The sequence below is a fragment of the Shewanella inventionis genome (assembly GCF_019931735.1).
Lineage (GTDB): Bacteria > Pseudomonadota > Gammaproteobacteria > Enterobacterales > Shewanellaceae > Shewanella > Shewanella inventionis.
In genome coordinates this window covers 1,094,606-1,107,670 of the sequence record NZ_CP082926.1, presented here as the reverse complement: position 1 = coordinate 1,107,670, position 13,065 = coordinate 1,094,606, and the positions used below count along the sequence as shown (strand labels likewise).

Sequence of the window (13,065 nt, the reverse complement as noted above, 5' to 3'; positions counted from 1 at the left end):
GTGAACGCTCAGGGGTAAGGACACACATCATGAGAACATTCATCGCACTGGCAGCGACACTATTGCTAAGCAGTAGCGCACAAGCTGCCTTTAATCATAAAGAGGCACTGCAAGGTCCCTTTACCAATGGCCCCGAGGTCACCAGCCAATGTTTAACCTGCCATAAAGAACATGCTGAAGACTTTATGAAATCATCTCACTGGACATGGGAACTGGAGCAAAAACTACCGGGGCGCACCGTAAAGCGCGGTAAAAAGAACAGTATTAACAATTTTTGCGTGTCAATTTCAGGGAACGAACCTCGCTGTACCAGTTGCCATGCAGGCTACGGATGGAAAGATTCAAACTTTGACTTTAAAGATATGACCAAGGTGGACTGTTTAGTGTGCCACGACACTACAGGTACATACTTAAAAGACCCCGCTGGTGCCGGCGATCCATTAGCCAAAGTCAACCTGACTCGAGTTGCGCAAAACGTTGGTCAGCCAGTACGTGATAACTGCGGCAGCTGCCACTTTTATGGTGGCGGCGGAGATGCGGTTAAACATGGCGATTTAGATTCATCCATGTCATACCCAGACAAATCAACAGATGTGCACATGGACACCGACGGTAACGACTTTCAATGCCAGGATTGCCACGTAACCGAAAAACATCAAATTACGGGTAATGCCATGGGCGTATCACCAGGCGGAGAAACCAAAATTGGTTGTGTAAACTGTCATGACGGCGCCCCACATCAAAACAAAAAGCTCAACACCCATACTGCAACTGTGGCTTGCCAAACCTGCCATATCCCATCATTTGCCAAAAATGAACCCACTAAAATGCACTGGGACTGGTCAACCGCGGGGCAAGATTTACCTGAAACAACCGACCAATACGGTAAGCACACGTTCATGAAAAAGAAAGGCAGTTTTATTTGGCAAAAAGATGTGCCACCACAATATGCCTGGTTTAATGGCAGCGCCGATGCATACATGGCTGGCGACAAAGTTGACCCAACTAAAACGCTAAAATTGGCTTACCCCTTAGGCGACATTAACGACCCTAAAGCCAAGATCTATCCATTTAAAGTGCATACTGGTAAACAAATTTACGACACTGAGCTCAATATTTTACTCACACCAAAAACCTATGGCGAAGGTGGCTACTGGGATAAATTCGACTGGGCCCTAGCCGCTAAATTGGGGATGGAAGCCAACCCAACCATGATTGAAAAAGGCCTTAAATACAGTGGAAAACATGACTTTATTGCTACAGAAATGTGGTGGCGCATCAACCATATGGTGTCGCCAAAAGAGGATGCATTACAGTGCAATGATTGTCATAACAAAGGCCAGCGCCTAGATTGGAAAGCCCTAGGTTACGAGGGCGACCCAATGAAAAACCGCAAAGGAATTAAACACGCCAAAGCGGAGTAATTTAAAGTGTAATCATCACTATTTTATCACCTAAAGCCAAACTGCCATCAAACTTGATGGCGGTTTTTTTTAATCACACTAACATTGCTGATAAGTCTAATCCCTTACATTGCACATCTTGCGCAATACCACTAATAGGATCGGTAAAACGTAATCGCTTTGCCAATAATTGCAAAGGCTTAGCAAAATTATCAGGCCCTTTAGGCTGTAACACTGGATAAAAGCGGTCATGCAATATCGGCATCCCCAAGCTTTGCATGTGCACACGTAATTGGTGGGTTTTCCCGGTGATCGGGCTCAGCTCAAATAAGCCCAAGCCTTGTTTTACCGCTACCAAACTAATTTCTGAATGGCTATTCGCCTCACCTTCTACTACCTGCATGGTAAAACTGGGGTTGGCTGCCACTATGCGGTTTTTAACCGTCCAACTAAGAGGTAACTTACAAGTGTTGTTGGCTAATTGTGTCAATATCTCAGGCGTTACTTTGGCAATGGCCTGATAATCTTTAGTGATGTTATCGTCTAAAAACAGTTGATGATAAGCGTGTCGCGTATATGGATTGACTGTCATTAACATCACGCCAGCAGTATCTTTATCAAGCCGATGGGCGGGCGCGACCGTCTCTATTTGGGTGGCGATACGTAATCGATGCACTAAACATTCGTTAACGTAATTACCTCCTGGCGTCACCGGTAAAAAATGCGGCTTATAAACAATAATCGTGTCATTGTCTTGAAAAAGGATCTGCTCACTAAACGGCACTTTTGTTTCAGCCTGCACCTCCCGATAGTAATACACTCTAGCAGTGGCTTGATAAGCCGTGTTTTCATTAATCAACTCGCCATTTTGCCAATGCACCTTGCCATCGTTAATGCGCTGTCGCCATACACTAGCGTCAATTTGCTTAAAATGATCGACTAAAAATGCAAAAACGGTTTGATATTGCTTTCCAGCCAACTCACCTTCACGAGGTAATACAATATACGAAGGTTGGGCTGCAATAGCAGAGGTGGTAGGTGAGGCTGGATCATTTGACATAAAAATGGGCAATACACGCTATAAACACAAGGATTAATCACCCTATATTAACAGTGTATCGCCCATGATGCACCGCTTACACATCGACATGAGATTTAAGCAGTTGCAATACAAAATCCATGGTTTTATGACAATTTGGCTGCTCGACTAACACAAGCTTGTCGCGATTATACATAGGTAACACCTCAAGCCAACGCTGACTGACCCATGAAGCATCTTCTAAATGCACTTGCGAATAGAGCTCAAGCAAGTCAGGATTCACTTGATAAAATTGCTCAAGTGCAGCGCTGATTATCTCAAATTCACCGGCGATCGGTTCCTGGCTCCAATTTGGGCAAGGTAATGCGCGAGCAATCCAACTACCATCACGTTGCTGTGCTGCCGATAAAATTTTAACCCGTTGCGATCCTTCAATCACAATACTGAGGCTGTTATCGGCTAATTGGTTAAAATCGATAATATTGCAGCGGGTAGCGCTGTGGTAACAAGGAAGTTCGCTGTTGGCTTTTAGTGCGGCAAATGCAAGGTGATAATGGCCCCTCAACACTTGAGCAACCATGCTTAAATCGCACGGCGATGCGATACGAATTTCGAGTCGTCCGCCGGGCAATAGCACGCCATCTTGAATTAATAACGCCATTTCTTGTGTTTGCATAGCAGCCTCCCACACCATAGGTGAAGTTACTGAACCAAAATCAAATCAATAGAATAAGTGTAGCAGTGGTCAATATTTCAACAAGATTAGCATCATTAAATAATGCTAACTGACGACATTGACCAACAACGACCTATTTAACTACCTATTCCATTAGACCTGATTTAGCCAGGCTGTATTACGTAAAACGACAAATAAGCGAGGTTTACTCAATGTTACAGACGTTCAATACGATCCATAATGTTACCCGAAGCCACAATTTCAGCAAATTCGTCGGCAAGCACCTGGCTTTGCTGCACACTTTGTTTCCAGTACGCAATGCGGCTATCGGCATCGAGGTTTTTAAAGTCTTCACGATCTGGAATTTTACCAAAGGGTAAACTGGCAATAAATTGCTTACTCGGCGCCAAAATAAGCCCATTATGATAGTTCGCTTTTGCTTTACGCCACAATAATGACTTATCAAACCAACCTGGGCTCATATAAGGATAAAAGTGCGGGTACAAACTCAAACCCGTTGCCGCAGGCAGGGGCATATCAAAATGATAATCGGTAATGCCACCATCGTAATAATGGCCTTTAGGCGAACCCTGCAAATCTTTAACTGGGTCAAGCAATAACGGAATAGATCCCGTCGCCAATAATCCATGACGAATATTATCTTCGGTTAATTCAACATGTTTTGTTGGCAAATCTTTTAAGCGTCTAAAGGGCGATGCATCATCTTTATGGCTTAAAATAACTCGCTCAAAATGCCAACCTAAACTTTTACGGTTAACAATATTGCTCACAGCCGCCATCGACAAGCCAACCATTAAACCAAATTTGGCGTGAATGCGGTTTAAATGGCGTGCACGACAAGCCACCATATGATGACGGATCAATGGGTTAGCCAAAATATCTGCGCCTTGTTGTTCACCCAAAATACCATCAACAATTTGCAGCACTTGCGCACTAACTTGCTCGCGCGTCGGCTTAGCCACATCGTAGCGTTGATTAATATAAAAATGCTCTAAACGTTCGTAGGCCGCTATAGGATCTTGCTGCGCCATACAGGCTAATCGCCACGCACCAGAAGATGCTCCCATTGTATAAAGGGGGTCTTCACGGCCTTGAAAAAATTCACTAAATAAATATTTATCTAGCCCAGCAATGGCAAGCCACTTAGGCCCACCTGAAGCTGCAAATAATTGAGTAAATAATGATTGTTGTAAGCCATTCGCTTCTATTTGTTCATAAGCGGTTGGTCCAGCAAGTAAACGTAATGCAGGCAATTTACAATCCTTCTTAATTTTATAATGCTGATATTACTGTAAAACTGTATGCTCTTTAGTTAACAAGCTATCATGTTTTTATGGTTTATATCTTACGGGATTTTTATGATTGTCGATACTCTAGCAAATCGTAACCTCTATACACAACTCAGCCCACGCTTAGCAACGGCACTCGCACACCTTGCAGAAACCGATTTTAGTCAACTCGAGGTAGGCAATTACCCGTTAGATGGCAAAGATATTTTTGTGATCGTTAATGACTATCAAACAAAGCCTAAACACACGCAACCGTTTGAAGCACACCAAAAATACATTGATGTGCAATACGTGGTCAGTGGCGAAGAAGAATTTGGTTATTTGCCTTTAGCAGAGCAAACCCCGTCTAAAGCTTATTTTGCCGACCATGACTATGCTAATTATGATTATGAATCGAATAAGCAAGACGCAGCGTTTATCCCGTTAAAAGCCGGTATGTTTGCTTTGTTTTTCCCGGGGGACATTCACATGCCGGGTACAAGCGACACGCCACAACAAGTGCGTAAAGTGGTTATTAAAGTTCGCGTATAGCAACGTCTTCATTTTACCTAGACGCTACATTTATTTTGCTCCAACATAATGATATTACGCTATGCTTAACACTGTTAGCTCAGTTTGAAATTAATCATATCGCGTCACAATACATGCCCTGAGCAACATTAAAGAAGGCCCCGAGACTCTCCGCTCGGGGCTTTTTTTACGATTTATTGGTGAAAAAAACGCGGTATTATTTGATGCGGTGGCCATTAATCCTTGTTAAAATCAGCACAACTTTATAGGAGAGTCTTTCAATGGCAATGTATGTAGTGGGTCACAAGATCCCTGATTCTGATTCAATCTGTGGTGCAATCGCATTAGCATATTTAAAAAACCAAATCGGCGAGCCTGCAATTGCAGCACGTTTAGGTGAATTATCACCTGAAACCGCCTTTATTTTAGAAAAATTTGGTTTTGAAGCGCCAGAATACAAAACCAGCTATGCTGGCGAAGATGTGTATATTGTCGACCATTCTGAAATCACCCAAGCGCCAGACGATATTGCCCAGGCTACTATCGTCGGTATTGTTGATCACCATAAATTGGGCGATTTAACCACATCTACTCCACTAGAATGTTGGATCCGCCCAGTGGGTTGCAGCAACACCGTCATTAAAATGATGTACGATTTTTACCAAGTAGAAATCCCAGCAAATATTGCAGGCATCATGATGTGCGCGATTTTAAGCGACACGGTTATTTTCAAATCACCTACCTGCACTACTGCTGATATTCGTTGCGTTGAAGCCTTAGCTGAAATCGCAGGTATAGAAGACTTTAAAGCAGTCGGTATGGACATGTTTAAAGTCAAATCAGCCGTTGAAGGCACACCAGCACGTGACCTTGTTATGCGCGATTTTAAAGACTTCAACATGAACGGAAACCTAATCGGTATCGGTCAATTAGAAGTTATCGACTTATCAGTATTTGACGACATCAAAGCCGATTTAGAAGCTGACATCGCCAAACTCAAAGCGGAAGGCAATCGTCACAGCGTGTTATTACTGCTCACCGATATCATGAAAGAAGGCTCAGAAATGTTAGTGATTTCTGATTCAGCTGACTTAACCGAGCGCGCTTATGGCAAACCAACGGTTGATGGCCGTGTATGGTTAGATGGCGTGCTAAGCCGTAAAAAACAAGTTGTGCCTGCACTGCAAGACGCATTTGCAAGCTAAATCGCGCAAGATTAACTACGTGTTAATCTAACCCGTGATGAAAAACAAAAAAGCTGAGTCAATCGATTCAGCTTTTTTATGCGTCACTTATCGGCTCTTAATAGCCCAAAGACCTAATTAGGAATATCACATGCCCACAACTCTATCGAAGGCTGCGCGGTGGTAGGCTCACCCACCCAGTAACTCATAGCATGACATTGCACTTTGTTATTGGCCGATGACACACACAGTTGATAATCTCCAGCCTCAGGAGTACGCCCAAGCCTTAGCGTAGGCAACAGCGGTAACTTAGGTTGATAGTGCCAACTACCATCTTTTAGCACTGCATCTGCGGGGATTTCCATTCCAGCACCACTGCCTTTCACTCTGGCCTGTTCAAGAATAAAACCGTTAGGCAAAATGCGATAATCTTCTGCCCAACGAATTTTTTCAATAGTATGAGTCCACGACAAGGTCATTTGCTCAGCAGGCACCTGTGCCCAAATGCTGCCTGCTAACCCCAAACATAGCCCTAGCATTAGTCTTCCTGCGCCAAACGCTTTAACTTACGAGCACGCCATGCATGTTGCAAAATAAACGCCAATGCTAGACAAAAGCCGATTTCATCACTTAATGGCGTAGCTAATATTAAGCTACCACCAGCAACAAAACCTAAAATACGCTCCCAAATATACAGCTTTTGTAATAAGTAGCCAGTAAACACTACGCCCCAAATACCAATGGCAACCGTGGCTTTTAACACCACAAACACGGTAGCAAGCACGCCGCCACCTTGAAGCATTAATGCAGGGTCATACACCGCCATAAACGGAATAATAAATCCAGCAATGGCAATGCGAATAGCCCATAAACTGATTTTTAAGCCTTTCTCTTTGGCGATGGGCGCTGCGGCAAAACAGGCCAATGCCACTGGCGGAGTTAAATCGGACATGATGCCAAAATAAAACACAAACATGTGCGACACAATTAATGGCACACCTAGGTCTAATAAAGCAGGTGCGGCGATTGAGCTGGTAATAATGTAGTTAGGAATAGAAGGGATCCCCATACCTAATACCAAACAGGTCACCATAGTTAACACCAACGACAAAAACAAATTGTCTTGGCCAATTGCCAAAATATAACCTGCAAATGTCGACGCAATACCAGTTAACGACACAATGCCAATAATCACCCCTACCAGCGCACAGGCAATCCCCACGGGCACTGAATGACGCGCTCCTTCAACCAATGCATGTACGCATAATGTGAGGGTTTCTTTACCGCCTTTCACAAACCAGCTCACCGCCACCAGCAGTGCAATAACGCAAAATACTACGCCAATACCCAATTGGAAAAAGCCTGCACACAACACACCTAAGGCTATCCAAAAAACAATCCGCATCGCCTTAGATGACACATTTAAAATAATCGCTGAGCCTAAAATAACAATCGCGGTTAATGCTAACCCCACAATGCCAGAAAACAGCGGCGTACGGCCCGAAAACAGCAAACCAATTAAAATAAACAACGGGATTAATAAGTACCAACGCAGTTTGATTGCCGCCCAGGGATCGGGGCATTGATCTTTTGGTAAGCCCGACAGTTTTGCGCGCTTGGCTTCTAAATGCACCATCCAAAACACTGAAGAGAAATACAGTACCGCAGGGATCATGGCCGCTTTAGCAATTTCAATAAACGGCACGTTAATGGTTTCAGCCATAATAAACGCCACCGCGCCCATAATCGGCGGCATAATCTGGCTACCCATACTGGACGTGGCCTCAACGCCACCAGCAAAAGCAGGGCGATAACCAAAGCGCTTCATTAATGGAATAGTAAATTGGCCGGTGGTCACCACATTAGCCACCCCAGAACCGGTAATGGTGCCCATTAAGGCCGACGACACCACTGACACTTTTGCCGGACCGCCCACCTTGTGGCCAAATAACCCCATGGCAAAATCGGTAAATAAGCGGATCATCCCGGCTTGTTCTAAAAACGCACCAAACAAAATAAATAAGAAGATATAGGTGGCCGACACATAGGTAGGTGTGCCATATAAGCCTTCAGTACCAAACGATAATTGGTTAATAATTTGGTCAACACCATAGCCTCTGTGCATGAGTTCGCCAGGCAAAAACTCCCCAAATAAACCATAAGCCAAAAACAAACCACAAATAATCGGTAAGGCTATCCCCATCACGCGCCTTGCCGCCTCAAACACCAGCACCACCAGCAAGGTACCAATAATCATATCGGCCTGAGTTAAATCACCAGATCGCTGAATTAAGTCAGCCTCAAATACCCATTGATATGCTGCGGTTGCCATACCCGCTAAACCTAATACCCAGGCCAAAGGTTGCCAGGGTTTGTTTTTACCCCATCCTGGATAACTGATAAACACAACTAGTAATAAAAAGCCCACGTGAACAGCGCGTAAAACCTGGGTTGAAACCGGATGAAACGCTGCTGTGGTTATTTGAAAAATAGAAAAAACCAACGCGACAAAAAATAACGCTTTTGGCCAATTACGTGTGTCGGCACTTAAACCTTGCTCAAACGCAGGGTTTGGGTTGATGGATGGATCGCTCATGATATGCCTCTATACGGACTACTGCTAAAAATCGGTATGTCTAAAAAACAACTTAGCGCTTGCTTGGTCTTAATCCAAACAAGCGCTAACAAAGTAAACTAGGCGTTACAGCGCATTGACTTCTTTGTAATAACGCTCGGCACCAGGGTGCAATGGAATGGGTAAGTTTTTAGTGGCTTTGTCTAAACTAATGTCTTGCGCTGCTGAGTGTGCAGTACCTAAACGCTCAAGGTTATCAAACATTAACTTGGTCATTTGGTAGGCCACGTCATCAGACACCTTACTGTGACTTACCAATAAGTTTTGTATTGCAACCGTACTCACATCTTCAGTTTGACCTTCGTAGGTATTAGCCGTAATCACCCCAACCTGATAAGCAGGGTTATTAATTTTAGCAACGACGTCTTCAGGGATCGCCACAAAGTTAATTGGCATTGTAGCGGCTAAATCACGAATAGCAGCCATACCAAGACCAGATGATTGAAGCGTTGCATCAAGTTGGCGGTTTTTAATTAGCTCGACTGATTCTGCATAAGGTAAAAACTCCACCTTACCCATGTCGTCGTAACTTAAGCCAGCTGCAGCAAAAATAGCACGGGCATTCAGCTCAGTTCCCGATTTAGGTGCACCAACCGAAATACGTTTGCCTTTTAAGTCAGCCAATGTCTTGATACCAGCATCTTTATTGGCCACGATTTGAATAAAGTTAGGGTAAGTTGAAGCAATAACACGAAGTTTTTTCAATGGTGCTTTAAAGCCAGCTTCGCTATCGCCTTCCCAGGCTGCAGACACGGAATCACCCAGCGCGAGCGCTAATTCACCACGGCCAGCTTGCAATAAGTTTAAGTTTTCAACAGAAGCTTTAGTCGCTTGCACTGAAGTTTTAGAACCTTCTATACCATTACTATAAAGCTGAGACAATGCCACACCGATAGGGTAATAAACACCACTCGTACCACCGGTAAGAATGTTAATAAACGTAGGTGCGGCCAAGACCGCAGTACTAATTGATAACGCAGCCGCAGCGCCGATCATACAAAAGCGTTTGGTAAGTTTCATCTGCAATGTCCTTATTTCTTATATGGTTATGTATATTATTTGTTGATACCGTAACACCGACCTTTAGTGTGATCTATATAGACTAAAGGCTAATACCGTGAGCGTAAGCACTATTTATTTCACGATTTCAGTCACTTCGCTAACAGTTCAAAAAATATCTATGAGTAAAAGCCAATCAAAAGCCTGTTTTTTATCCAACAGGATAAAAAAACAATCGAAGCTTGAGTATAGTCGGCTTATTAAAAAGCAATAAAAAAGGTGCCAACAAAATTGACACCTTTCATCATGGTTTTTGTGAGAGTAGATTTAGCAGTAAACCATGGCCTGTTGATTACATTCCCATGCAATTAGCGTAGTAAGTGACAGTGGCGGGCCAATCTGAAAATATCCCAATCACACCCACATCTTTGGCCAACACATCAACTAACTCATAGGTGTCACCTTCATTATCAATCGCATCTGCAATACTTTGATAATACCAACCACCGTTACCTTCGCTGAGTAATCCAGATCGCTCCAGCGACCATGCGATAATTTTTAGTCCTGCGGCATTAGCGGCATTGGCGTATTCAGACGGTACAATGGCGTTATTGTCATCTAAGGTGACTAACATCCACAATGGCGGTGCAATAATCTTCACGCCATCGGCGACCAGCGCGTCCATGCTCGGAGACCATGTCGCACTGTTTTGTGGGTCAAAACCTGCCATATCATAACGGTCGTCTAAATAAACCGACTGAGTAGCAAACTCTGGTGCGTTGGCAATCCAGTATTTCACATCATCTAAATTAAATGATTGCGGGAACACCTGCGATGCATCAACACCCGCAGCGGTGTATTCATCAAGCAATTTTTGTGCGTAATCTTGCTGGCTAAAACCATCAAACGGCATGCTTACATTGGCAGATTTAAGCTCTGGGGTCATTTTTACGCCCGCCGATTTAAACAATTCGATACTTTCGGCATGAGTCATTAAAGTACCGGTACCTGCATATAAATCTGTGCGCCAACTTGGGGTGCCATCCATAAACTCAGCCACTGTTGTCGCATTAGGATTAAAGCCGTCCATCTTGCCTTTTAAGGTTTTAAATTCAGCTAGGCTAATGTCGCTAGTACAGCAGGTGGCTGCTGCGCTAACACCGTTTGCAACATCGGCTGGCGTAAATGGCACCGAGCACTTATTGGCAAGTTCTGGTATTGCTAAAATATTAGTAGTGGTAGCTAAGTCGCACTGAGAATGACGACATACCAGGGCTTTGTCGTTGGTAAAAGTCACATCACATTCAACAATACCCGCGCCAGAATCAATGGCCGCTTGATAAGCTTCTTTAGTGTGCTCCGGAAACTGCATTGAGGCACCACGGTGACCAATAGAAAAGTCGCTACGGTAAAATGGGCCAGACTCGCATTGCGCTAATTGGGTTTTAAGCTCACCCTCTTGCATTTGGTCAACTAAAAACAGTGGTCTCGGGCCCACTTGCGCGCTGACACTTTTATCAACATCGGTTGTTGATGTGTTATCGCTGCTGTTACTATTACACGCTGATATACACACTACACTGCTCAATATTATCAACGCACTCAATACTGTTTTGCTGTTCCTTGCCATTCCATCACTCCTTTACTGTACCCGTTAATTTAACGTGACTGACGATGTGTTGCACCCTTTAACTCAACAAGTACTCGCCACTTATTTGAATGGCATAGAGTGTTGAGATGCCTTAGTCTATTGGTTGTATATGAATGAAATAATGAAGTTATATGACAATTAACACTTGAGGTCACCATGGCTAAAGCAACACTGTATTATGTTCACGACCCTATGTGTAGTTGGTGCTGGGGATATCGCCCTACATGGGACATGTTGCAACAACAACTTCAGCTACAACTGGCAGTGCAACTAAATGTCACCTACCTTGTTGGCGGTTTAGCGCCTGACTCATCAGAGCCAATGCCTGAGTCGATGCAGCAAATGCTTGAACAAACCTGGCAAAAGATTAGCCAGCAATTAGGTACCGAGTTTAATCACGATTTTTGGCGCAACGGTAAGCCGCGGCGCTCAACCTACCTCGCTTGCCGTGCCACTCTGGTCGCGCGCCAATACGGTCAAGAGCAAGCCATGGTCAATGCCATACAACATGCTTATTACCTAAATGCACGCAACCCCTCTGATATAGACATACTGTGCGACTTAGCAGCATCATTAGGTATCAATGCTGAGCAATTTAAGCTGCAATTATCAAGTGAGCAAATTGAACAGCAACTGCAAACAGAGATTCATTTTGCTCGCCAATTACCCATCCAGGGATTCCCCTCTTTAGTGCTCGTCGCCAACAATCACGCTTACCCCATAAAGCTTGATTATCAGTACTGGCAAACCAGTTTGGCAGACATTCAAACTGTATTGGCGAAGATTTAAGTGATGCTAGAGGGATTAGATTCTAGAGGTTGGGTATGGGATTCTAGGTGTTAGAGTCTTAGTGCTAGGCCTAAACTTGTGCAGGCGTTTCGCTTTAATTAGCAATATTCTATACTCTTGCTCGTTAAGCATCACGTGACACCTAACTTGAGGCAATGAATGACAGATCGTAAACGCGGTTTTTTCGGTTGGACATGGTACGTAACGTGGCGTTTTTTAGCGTTATTGGCGCTACTGTTACTGTTGCTCAGGTTTGTACCGCCACCCACCACCTCATTTATGCTGCAAAGCCATTACCCCGTGAGCCATCAATGGATCAGCATTGATGAAATACCGATCCACATACCACTTGCCATGGTCGCCTCTGAAGATCAGCTCTTCCCTCAACATTATGGCGTCGATTTTAATGCTATCAGCAAAGCGATTGAGCAGTACGATGACGGCCAGGGCTTACGTGGTGCCAGCACCATTACTCAACAAACCGCAAAAAATCTTTTATTGTGGCCAGGACAAAGCTTTGTACGCAAAGGGTTAGAAGCCTTTTTAGCGGTGGGCCTTGAGGCTATTTGGGGCAAAAAACGCATTTTAGAAGTGTACCTAAACGTAGCCGAATTTGGTAAAGGCATTTATGGCGTAGAAGCCGCCAGCCAATACTATTTTAATAAGCCCGCAAAGTACTTAAGTAATAAAGACGCAGCCAAACTGGCGGTATTATTACCCAGCCCACGTAATCGTAACCCAAACTACTTAACCCCGTATCTTAGCCAACGCGTTGTGTGGGTTGAGCGGCAAATGCGTCAACTCGGCATGGGTTATTTAACCCCTATTCTTAAATAGCCTGAGCTTAAAGAACGCCTCTTAAAAAGCAC

General features: G+C 44.1%; 12 protein-coding genes. 5 read left to right on the top strand and 7 right to left on the bottom strand.

All coding sequences use genetic code 11. The features are described 5' to 3' along the window. The first annotated feature begins 29 nt into the window (after positions 1-29). Positions 30-1,424, top strand: a complete 1,395-nt coding sequence (locus K8B83_RS05055; RefSeq protein WP_188736180.1) for a tetrathionate reductase family octaheme c-type cytochrome — start codon at positions 30-32, stop codon at positions 1,422-1,424. Between the two features lie 73 nt (positions 1,425-1,497). Here the strand turns inward: K8B83_RS05055 and K8B83_RS05050 are convergent, their stop codons facing one another. From K8B83_RS05050 to K8B83_RS05040, 3 genes are all read right to left on the bottom strand, one after another. Beyond that, positions 1,498-2,463, bottom strand: a complete 966-nt coding sequence (locus tag K8B83_RS05050; RefSeq protein ID WP_188736178.1) for a pseudouridine synthase — start codon at positions 2,461-2,463, stop codon at positions 1,498-1,500. A gap of 76 nt (positions 2,464-2,539) precedes the next feature. Beyond that, on the bottom strand, positions 2,540-3,118 hold the full coding sequence (locus K8B83_RS05045; protein ID WP_188736176.1) for an LON peptidase substrate-binding domain-containing protein: 579 nt from the start codon (positions 3,116-3,118) through the stop codon (positions 2,540-2,542). 215 nt (positions 3,119-3,333) lie between these two features. After that, positions 3,334-4,392, bottom strand: a complete 1,059-nt coding sequence (locus K8B83_RS05040; protein ID WP_188736174.1) for a patatin-like phospholipase family protein — start codon at positions 4,390-4,392, stop codon at positions 3,334-3,336. 105 nt (positions 4,393-4,497) lie between these two features. Between K8B83_RS05040 and K8B83_RS05035 the strand changes: the two genes are divergently transcribed. Continuing rightward, the gene (locus K8B83_RS05035; RefSeq protein WP_188736172.1) at positions 4,498-4,959 is read left to right on the top strand and encodes a YhcH/YjgK/YiaL family protein; all 462 of its coding nucleotides are present in this window, start codon (positions 4,498-4,500) and stop codon (positions 4,957-4,959) included. 260 nt (positions 4,960-5,219) lie between these two features. Beyond that, on the top strand, positions 5,220-6,143 hold the full coding sequence (locus K8B83_RS05030; RefSeq protein ID WP_188736170.1) for a manganese-dependent inorganic pyrophosphatase: 924 nt from the start codon (positions 5,220-5,222) through the stop codon (positions 6,141-6,143). Positions 6,144-6,256: 113 nt separating this feature from the next. Here K8B83_RS05030 and K8B83_RS05025 read toward each other — a convergent pair whose 3' ends face one another. The 4 genes from K8B83_RS05025 to K8B83_RS05010 all read right to left on the bottom strand — a co-directional run bounded on the left by K8B83_RS05025 (position 6,257) and on the right by K8B83_RS05010 (position 11,386). Next, positions 6,257-6,661, bottom strand: a complete 405-nt coding sequence (locus K8B83_RS05025) for a DUF1850 domain-containing protein (RefSeq protein WP_188736168.1) — start codon at positions 6,659-6,661, stop codon at positions 6,257-6,259. Then, positions 6,661-8,718: a TRAP transporter permease gene (locus K8B83_RS05020; RefSeq protein WP_188736166.1), complete on the bottom strand. Its 2,058-nt coding sequence runs from the start codon at positions 8,716-8,718 to the stop codon at positions 6,661-6,663. The genes K8B83_RS05025 and K8B83_RS05020 overlap by 1 nt, the downstream gene beginning before the upstream one ends. A 105-nt stretch (positions 8,719-8,823) precedes the next feature. Beyond that, complete coding sequence (locus K8B83_RS05015) at positions 8,824-9,777, bottom strand: TAXI family TRAP transporter solute-binding subunit (protein ID WP_188736163.1); 954 nt, start codon at positions 9,775-9,777, stop codon at positions 8,824-8,826. A gap of 331 nt (positions 9,778-10,108) precedes the next feature. Beyond that, entirely contained in the window at positions 10,109-11,386 is a 1,278-nt protein-coding gene (locus K8B83_RS05010; protein ID WP_188736161.1) for a glycerophosphodiester phosphodiesterase family protein, read from the bottom strand. A gap of 177 nt (positions 11,387-11,563) precedes the next feature. On the opposite strand from K8B83_RS05010, the gene K8B83_RS05005 reads away from it, so the two are divergent. Next, positions 11,564-12,196 (top strand): DsbA family protein, encoded by a 633-nt coding sequence (locus K8B83_RS05005; RefSeq protein WP_188736159.1) that lies wholly within the window; start codon positions 11,564-11,566, stop codon positions 12,194-12,196. 159 nt (positions 12,197-12,355) lie between these two features. Continuing rightward, the gene (gene mtgA, locus K8B83_RS05000) at positions 12,356-13,033 is read left to right on the top strand and encodes a monofunctional biosynthetic peptidoglycan transglycosylase (RefSeq protein ID WP_188736157.1); all 678 of its coding nucleotides are present in this window, start codon (positions 12,356-12,358) and stop codon (positions 13,031-13,033) included. Positions 13,034-13,065 lie beyond the last annotated feature (32 nt).

Coding starts and splice junctions, on each gene's coding strand:
- K8B83_RS05030 (WP_188736170.1), top strand. CDS start 5,220: ATGGCAATGTATGTAGTGGGTCACAAGATCCCTGATTCTGATTCAATC.
- K8B83_RS05055 (WP_188736180.1), top strand. CDS start 30: ATGAGAACATTCATCGCACTGGCAGCGACACTATTGCTAAGCAGTAGC.
- K8B83_RS05035 (WP_188736172.1), top strand. CDS start 4,498: ATGATTGTCGATACTCTAGCAAATCGTAACCTCTATACACAACTCAGC.
- K8B83_RS05015 (WP_188736163.1), bottom strand. CDS start 9,777: ATGAAACTTACCAAACGCTTTTGTATGATCGGCGCTGCGGCTGCGTTA.
- K8B83_RS05020 (WP_188736166.1), bottom strand. CDS start 8,718: ATGAGCGATCCATCCATCAACCCAAACCCTGCGTTTGAGCAAGGTTTA.
- K8B83_RS05050 (WP_188736178.1), bottom strand. CDS start 2,463: ATGTCAAATGATCCAGCCTCACCTACCACCTCTGCTATTGCAGCCCAA.
- K8B83_RS05025 (WP_188736168.1), bottom strand. CDS start 6,661: ATGCTAGGGCTATGTTTGGGGTTAGCAGGCAGCATTTGGGCACAGGTG.
- K8B83_RS05045 (WP_188736176.1), bottom strand. CDS start 3,118: ATGCAAACACAAGAAATGGCGTTATTAATTCAAGATGGCGTGCTATTG.
- K8B83_RS05010 (WP_188736161.1), bottom strand. CDS start 11,386: ATGGCAAGGAACAGCAAAACAGTATTGAGTGCGTTGATAATATTGAGC.
- K8B83_RS05005 (WP_188736159.1), top strand. CDS start 11,564: ATGGCTAAAGCAACACTGTATTATGTTCACGACCCTATGTGTAGTTGG.
- mtgA (WP_188736157.1), top strand. CDS start 12,356: ATGACAGATCGTAAACGCGGTTTTTTCGGTTGGACATGGTACGTAACG.